This is a genomic window from Laceyella sediminis (assembly GCF_003003125.1).
GTDB lineage: Bacteria > Bacillota > Bacilli > Thermoactinomycetales > Thermoactinomycetaceae > Laceyella > Laceyella tengchongensis.
The window spans coordinates 1-7245 of record NZ_PVTZ01000026.1 but is presented as its reverse complement, the minus strand read 5'-3'; the positions used below and the strand labels follow the sequence as shown (position 1 = coordinate 7245).

Annotated in this window: 6 protein-coding genes and 2 rRNA genes; 7 read left to right on the top strand and 1 reads right to left on the bottom strand. The window is 49.1% G+C overall.

Annotated elements, in window-relative coordinates; all coding sequences use genetic code 11:
* The 3 genes from CLV36_RS16580 to CLV36_RS16570 form a co-directional block, all read left to right on the top strand.
* Window positions 1–81 (top strand): 16S ribosomal RNA (locus tag CLV36_RS16580); the annotation flags it as partial.
* 518 nt (window positions 82–599) lie between these two features.
* Complete coding sequence (locus tag CLV36_RS16575) at window positions 600–1796, top strand: quaternary amine ABC transporter ATP-binding protein (RefSeq protein ID WP_106343381.1); 1197 nt, start codon at window positions 600–602, stop codon at window positions 1794–1796.
* Complete coding sequence (locus CLV36_RS16570; protein ID WP_106343380.1) at window positions 1793–3505, top strand: ABC transporter permease/substrate binding protein; 1713 nt, start codon at window positions 1793–1795, stop codon at window positions 3503–3505. The genes CLV36_RS16575 and CLV36_RS16570 overlap by 4 nt, the downstream gene beginning before the upstream one ends.
* Before the next feature lie 46 nt (window positions 3506–3551).
* Here the strand turns inward: CLV36_RS16570 and CLV36_RS16565 are convergent, their stop codons facing one another.
* Window positions 3552–4829 (bottom strand): PTS sugar transporter subunit IIC, encoded by a 1278-nt coding sequence (locus tag CLV36_RS16565; RefSeq protein ID WP_106343379.1) that lies wholly within the window; start codon window positions 4827–4829, stop codon window positions 3552–3554.
* 169 nt (window positions 4830–4998) lie between these two features.
* Between CLV36_RS16565 and CLV36_RS16560 the strand changes: the two genes are divergently transcribed.
* The 4 genes from CLV36_RS16560 to CLV36_RS16545 form a co-directional block, all read left to right on the top strand.
* Window positions 4999–5298: a PTS sugar transporter subunit IIB gene (locus CLV36_RS16560; RefSeq protein ID WP_106343378.1), complete on the top strand. Its 300-nt coding sequence runs from the start codon at window positions 4999–5001 to the stop codon at window positions 5296–5298.
* A 17-nt stretch (window positions 5299–5315) separates the two neighbouring features.
* Window positions 5316–5627 (top strand): PTS lactose/cellobiose transporter subunit IIA, encoded by a 312-nt coding sequence (locus tag CLV36_RS16555; protein ID WP_022738922.1) that lies wholly within the window; start codon window positions 5316–5318, stop codon window positions 5625–5627.
* A gap of 26 nt (window positions 5628–5653) precedes the next feature.
* Window positions 5654–6748 carry a DUF871 domain-containing protein gene (locus CLV36_RS16550; RefSeq protein WP_106343377.1) on the top strand — a complete coding sequence of 365 codons (1095 nt, stop codon included), beginning with the start codon at window positions 5654–5656 and terminating at the stop codon, window positions 6746–6748.
* 412 nt (window positions 6749–7160) lie between these two features.
* Window positions 7161–7245, top strand: a 16S ribosomal RNA gene (locus tag CLV36_RS16545); the annotation flags it as partial.

The window sequence follows — 7245 nt, the reverse complement described above, 5'->3', positions numbered from 1 at the left end:
CCGCCGAAGGTGGGGCAGATGATTGGGGTGAAGTCGTAACAAGGTATCCCTACCGGAAGGTGGGGATGGATCACCTCCTTTCTAAGGAGCTCTTTCTAGAGCATAATCGATCATTTTCTTGGGTCACGTGACACTCACTCTTTAGTTTTCAGGGAACAATGAGGGATGAAAAAGCCGCAATCGGTTAACCGATTGCGGCTTTTTTGTGTACTTTTCTAACTCTGTCTTCGGATTGGAAACCCTTTCTTGGAACGCGGATCATTTGAAGCGGAGATCAGAGAATCATCTGTGCGTATTTATTTGCATTGGAGGGCATGGTACGCGGCGGAAGAAGTGTGTTTGTTGTGTGCGAGCACGGAAAGGATAGCGTAGGAGTGTTGACATGCTCTTGTGTCAGAGCGGGTTAGTCACATTGGTTTGCTCAAGTGGTATGAAAAGATTTCATTTACAACAAGATAGTTATAGCGAGCTTGTTCTATTTTTATAAAGGAGTATTGGAAATCAATCGGATTACTTCCGATTCAGAAAAGAAAATTATGTTTTCCGATGTGTTTAAGAAGGGAATAATCAACGCTAAGATTGGAGGGGTGAAAAGATTGCTGAAACAAATCGAAGTGAAAAATTTAACGAAGATTTACGGTAGAGCCAGCAAAAAGGCACTAAAAATGTTATTTCAAGGAAAGGACAAACATGAGATTCTTAAAGAGACTGGCGCGACCGTCGGTGTGAACCGTGCCAGTTTTGCGATCAACGGTGGAGAAATTTTTGTCATCATGGGCTTGTCAGGTAGTGGAAAATCGACGCTCTTGCGTATGCTCAATCGCTTGATCGAACCGACTGCAGGTCAAGTTTTGTTGGATGGCGAAGATTTGGTTGAAATGCCAGCCGACAAATTGCGCGAAATCCGTCGTAAGCGCATCGGGATGGTGTTTCAGAAGTTCGCTCTATTTCCACATCGCACTGTGGTCGAGAATGTGGAATTTGGGTTGGAGATTCAGGGAATGGATGGGAAAACCCGCAGGGAAAAGGCTTGGGAGAGTTTGAAGTTGGTCGGCTTGGAAAATTATGCTGACAGTTTGCCGGATCAGCTGAGCGGGGGGATGCAACAACGGGTCGGTCTTGCGCGTGCCCTAGCGAACGATCCGGATATTCTGTTGATGGATGAAGCGTTTAGTGCACTGGATCCACTCATTCGCAAGGATATGCAGGATGAGTTGTTGGAACTGCAACGCAATATGAATAAGACCATTATTTTTATTACCCATGATCTAGACGAAGCACTGCGGATCGGTGACCGCATCGTGTTGATGCGCGATGGTGAGGTTGTCCAGATCGGCACACCAGAGGAAATTTTGACGAATCCGGCAGATGAGTATGTGGAGCGGTTTGTTGAGGATGTAAATCTCGGCAAAGTCCTGATGGCAGAAAGCATCATGCAAAAACCGGAAGTCGTGGTGCTAGGTAAAGATGGACCAAGGGTTGCGTTGACCCGAATCCGGGATAAACGCATTCCGACATTGCTTGTGATCGATCGCAACCGAGAAGTAAAAGGTTTATTGACAGCAGACAAGGTGAAACAAGCGGTAGCGCAAAATATGAAAATCGAAGAGGTTATGATAGAAGACATTGTAAAAGTGCAAAAAGACACCCCATTGCAAGAGGTGTTGGCTTCCATGGTGCAAATGGATTTTTCTTATCCAGCCGTGGTGGTAGATGACAAGGAACGCTTGCAAGGCATTGTTGGCCGGGGCGCGTTGCTGTCGGCATTGGCTGGACAAGGAGGTGATACGGCATGAATGGCATACCCAAAATTCATTTGGCTGAGTGGGTGGATGCGCTCATTAAATGGATGCAGGTGCATTTCGCGCCTTTTTTCGCGGTCATCCAAGGGGCGATCGAACCGACGACTGATTTTTTCGAGCGCATATTGACGGTGTTGCCCCCTTTGCCGACCATTCTCCTATTATCCCTGATCATATGGCTGTTGAGTCGCTGGCGCATAGCGTTGTTTGCTTTGTTGGGTATGTCATTCATCCTGTATCTCGGTTTGTGGGAAGCCAGTGTACAAACCATTGCGTTGGTATTGACCTCGACGCTCTTATCGATTGTGATTGGTATTCCCCTCGGGTTGTGGGTAGGACGTAGCGATCAAGCTAAAAAAGTGATCTCACCACTATTGGATTTTATGCAAACGATGCCTGCGTTTATCTATTTGATTCCTGCGGTGTTCTTCTTTGCCTTGGGGGCGGTTCCAGCTGTGATCGCGTCTGTCATCTTCGCGATGCCGCCCACGATTCGAATGACAGGGTTGGGATTGCGGCAAGTATCGAGCGAGTTGAAGGAAGCGGCCGACGCGTTTGGTTCCACTCCGTGGCAACGGCTAGTAAAAGTAGAGTTGCCGTTGGCCAAATCCACGATTTTGGCAGGGATCAACCAGACGATCATGCTATCATTGTCGATGGTTGTGATCAGTTCCATGATCGGTGCGGGTGGACTTGGTGAGATCGTGTTGCAGTCGATCTCACGGTTGCAAGTCGGAAAAGGGTTTGAAGCCGGCTTGGCGATTGTGATCATCGCCATCATCCTAGACCGAATGACGCAGAATTTGGGTGAGCCTCGTCAGCAAGCGAAAGGGGCGACCCCGTGGGCGGGAGTCCGTAAATGGGTGTCGATTGTGGCGATCTTGGCCCTGTTGGGCTTGGGAGTGGCCTCATATGCCAAACCTGGCGGTGCCAAAGAAAAAGTGACGCTGGCTTATGTGAGCTGGGATACGGAGATTGCGAGCACCCATGTGATTAAACGCGTGCTAGAAGACCAAGGGTATGAAGTTGACATGAAGGAAACAGAAGCAGGCCCGATGTGGTCAGGAGTCGTGGCAGGCGATGTCGATGCGCATTTGGCGGCATGGTTGCCCGTGACGGGAAAAGTGTTTGTGCAAAAGTACAAAGGGCAATATGACGATCTTGGTGTCAGCTTAAAAGGAGCGCGGTTGGGTCTGGTGGTGCCTGAGTATGTGCCGGTTGACTCCATAGAAGAATTGAATGCAAACAAAGACTTGTTTGGCGGCAAAATCATCGGAATCGATCCCGGCGCTGGCATCATGCAAAACACGGAAAAAGCGCTCAAGCAGTATGGATTGGACTACAGCTTGGTCAGCGGATCAGATGCGACGATGACGGCTTCGCTCGCCAAAGCGATCGAACAGAAAAAACCGATTGTTGTCGTCGGTTGGCAACCGCACTGGATCTTTGCCAAATATGATCTGAAGATCCTCAAAGATCCCAAGGGAATTTATGGTGAGGAAGAGCAGATCCACACCATCGCCCGCAAAGGTTTGAAAGAAGACATGCCAGAAGTGTACCGTATATTGGATCGGTTTGCTTGGACCAAAGAGGACATGGAATCGGTTATGCTCGACATCCGTAAAGGAAAGACGCCAGATGAAGCTGCGGAGGCATGGATCAAAGCGCATCCTGAGAAAGTGGCTGCCTGGACAAAGGAATAAACAAAAACCCTGGGCCGGTCAAGCGGCGCAGGGTTTTTACTTTTTTTCAGGCCGATTGCGCCTGTTCCTCGGCGAGGAGTTTGCGCTCATAGGCTTTAAAAAACGGCCAATAAATGACCCCTGTCAATACCAAGTTGAACAAGTGGAGGCATACGGCTTCCCAACTCCCGCCTGTAGCTAAGTATGCACCGATTGGGCCGGGAAGCGTCCATGGCACCAATAAGGAGATTTTATCGATCAAGCCGATAGAGAATACGGCATATGTCACTGCGGTGCAAGCCAAAGGCGCGAGGATGAACGGGATGAACATCATTGGATTCATTACCATGGGCACGCCGAAAATGATGGGTTCATTGATGTTAAAGATGCCCGGCACGATGGAAAAACGGCCCACTTGTTTGAGATAGGAAGATTTAGAAAAAAGCATAAGCACGCATAAGGACAGAGTGGCGCCGGAACCACCGATCAAAACAAACCATTGGAAGAATGGTTCCACAATCAGGCTGGGCAATTCTTTGCCAGCTACTGCCGCGGCGGCATTTTGGTCAAGCAAAGCGAACCAAATCGGATGGAAAATGGACCCGACTACGGCATCGCCATGTATGCCAGCCGCCCAGAGCAACATGATGAAGAGGACCGGAACCATCGCGCCCAAAAACGTGTTTCCGGCGAATATCGCCAACGGTTGAAAGAGGCTTTGTAACAAAGCGTGTAGATCAATGTCAAGCAACACCCTGATCGTCCACATGAACAGAACAATCGCTGTGGCTGGAATCAGCGCTTCAAATGACCGCGCAACCGAACGAGGCACGGATTCGGGCATGTGGATGACCCATTTTCTTTGTTTGAGGATGCGCATTGTTTCCACCGCGATGAGCATGGCGATGATCGACATGAACAATCCGGCTCCGCCCATATATTGCAATGGCAACAGCCATCCAAGTGCTTGGTCTGCGGGTAATTTGTCGTCGAGATTGACCGGAACCGTCGCCATAATAAACGTAGCCATGGTCAGCAACCCACCGGAAACGCCGTCCAATTGGTACGATCTGGCCAAGCTGTGGCCCATTCCGAAAGAGGCGTAAAGTGCCATTAGCCCCAACGTAAGACGAAAGGGTACAACAATCAGTTCTTTATACGGCTCCACTGCTTTAGCCCAAGATTCGACAGGGGGATTGGCGATGATAATGAAAAAGCAACCGACGATGATTAAAGGCAGGGTCGCGATGATTCCGTCGCGCACCGCTCGGATATGGCGCATTTCGGAAATGCGGGCCATTGGCGGCATTAACCGAGTCTCAATCCATTGAAGAAAGAGTTGCATAGGCGCCTCCTTGTGAAAATATATTTTGAACATTCTGTATAATGATCTTCCTATCTGAAATATATCTCATAAATGGTTGCATTGTCCATGTGTGAATATTGTTATAATAATGTTGGCAGTATGGGAACGTCACTGCATGACCAGGCAGAAAGATCAGGGGGGAATGGATATGCGCGTGGTGATGGTTTGCTCGGGTGGAATGTCAAGTGCGATTGTGGTCAATGCGGTCAAGGCATTGGCCGACCAAGAAGGGTTTCCTTTGGAAATCAAGGCCGTCGGAACGCACGAATTTGAAGATGAACTGGCTCGGCATGACCTGGGCTTGGTCGCGCCGCAAGTGAAGCATCGTTTGGCCCAATTTGAGGAGATCGGTAAACGATTGGGAAAACCGGTGGCATTGATTCCGCCACTCGGTTATACTCCCCTTGGCGCCCCCAAAGTGCTGGAGCTGATCCGGCGATACAATTAGGGACAGGAGTGGAGAGCATGAATCATGAACAAGAGTTGTATGAAATCATCTTGCATGCGGGAAATGCGCGTGCCATCGCTTATGAAGCGTTGGATGCTGCAGAGGCGTTTGATTTCGCCAAGGCGGAAGAGCTAGCCAAGCGGGCGGAGGAAGAGTTGAACGAAGCGCACAAAGCACAAACCAAGCTGATTCAAGCTGAATTGAACGGGACGGCTGGGGAGAAAACGTTGCTGATGATCCATGCTCAAGATCATCTGATGACGGCGATGAGTGAACAAAAGCTGATTGAACGCTTGATTCGGTTGGTGAAGAAGCTGAAAACACCCTAAGCGGCCAAATAAGGGAGGGTTCCTGCGTGAAAAGATGGGGGATTTCCATTTACCCAGAACATTCCACCACGGAACGGGATCAGGCATATTTGCGGATGGCCGCGCAATACGGTTGCAGGCGGGTGTTCACTTGCCTGCTATCGGTGGAGGCTGGGCCGACACAATTGAAAAAGCAGTTCGCTGAACTGACTGCATGTGCCAAATACTTGGGCATGGAGGTGATCGCCGATGTGGCCCCCAGTGTGTTTCGGGCATTTGGCGCTTCGTATGAGGATTTGTCTTTTTTCCATGAGATCGGAGTGGATGGGGTGCGCCTGGACATCGGTTTTGGTGGGCTGGAAGAATCGGTGATGACGCATAATCCGCATGGGTTGAAGATCGAACTGAACATGAGCAACGCCACCAAGTATTTGGAAAACATTTTGAGTCACCAACCCAATGTCAGCCGATTAATGGGATGCCACAATTTTTATCCGCATCGCTACACGGGATTGTCCTATGCGCATTTTGTCCAGTGTAGCCGTATGTTTAAGGAGCGCGGGATACGCACTGCTGCGTTTATCACTTCTCCTAATGCGTCGTTTGGGCCTTGGCCGGTGACAGAAGGTTTGTGTACGTTGGAAATGCACCGCGATTTGCCGCTTCATGTGCAAGCCAAGCATTTGTTTGCGACAGGGTTAATTGATGATGTGATTATCGGCGATGCTTACGCAACTGAAGCTGAATTGCGGGCGATGGGGCGTATCAATCCCGACTTGCCGTCGTTCACAGTGGAATTGGCTGATGAGGCCAGTCCGTTAGAGCGGAAAATCGTGTTGGAAGGATGCCATATCTATCGTGGGGATGTGTCAGAGTACATGATTCGTTCGACGGCCTCCCGCATCAAATACAAGGCATATTCCTTTCCACCCCATCGCACAGTGGACATGGAGCGGGGAGATCTCCTGATTGATAATGAGCTGTACGGACAATATAAGGGCGAATTGCAAATTGCCTTGAAGCCCATGCATAATTCTGGCAAAACCAATGTGATTGGCCGGATCGTCCCTGAAGAGGTGTTTTTACTGGATTATTTGAAGCCGTGGGCCAAATTTACATTTACGGAAAAGATGGATGCTTGAAGTGGGCAAGGAAGCGGTGGATGTTGTTTTTGGATGGATAATAACCTCATTGTCATTGGTTGCAGAGGCTCACTTGGTCATCGTTGGGCGCCGACGAAATCAAAAAGGGGAAGACGTAAGCGGGTTGGCAAGTCAACCCGCTTTTGGATTCGAAGGGATGTGAATCAGTCGAGGAAGGACATTAGAGGGCTAGCTGAGTGCGGATGAATCAAGGTGAAAGGCACGGTTTTAATTAAAAAGTAAATTAAAGTGTTGACATTATGCATAGAAAGGTGGTAAGATCATATTTGTCGCCGCAAGAGCGGTACAAAATAAAATGAAGCGTTCCTTGAAAACTAAAGAGTGACAACATGACCTGTTAATTCATTGAGTTTAGACTCAAACCTCAGTTTCACACTTCGGTGTGAAACCTTTAACGGAGAGTTTGATCCTGGCTCAGGATGAACGCTGGCGGCATGCCTAATACATGCAAGTCGTGCGGGGGTCTTCGGACCCTA

What these genes read in the sequence shown, in the direction of transcription:
- CLV36_RS16570 (WP_106343380.1), top strand. Translation starts at nt 1,793, where the DNA reads ATGAATGGCATACCCAAAATTCATTTGGCTGAGTGGGTGGATGCGCTC.
- CLV36_RS16565 (WP_106343379.1), bottom strand. Translation starts at nt 4,829, where the DNA reads ATGCAACTCTTTCTTCAATGGATTGAGACTCGGTTAATGCCGCCAATG.
- CLV36_RS16560 (WP_106343378.1), top strand. Translation starts at nt 4,999, where the DNA reads ATGCGCGTGGTGATGGTTTGCTCGGGTGGAATGTCAAGTGCGATTGTG.
- CLV36_RS16555 (WP_022738922.1), top strand. Translation starts at nt 5,316, where the DNA reads ATGAATCATGAACAAGAGTTGTATGAAATCATCTTGCATGCGGGAAAT.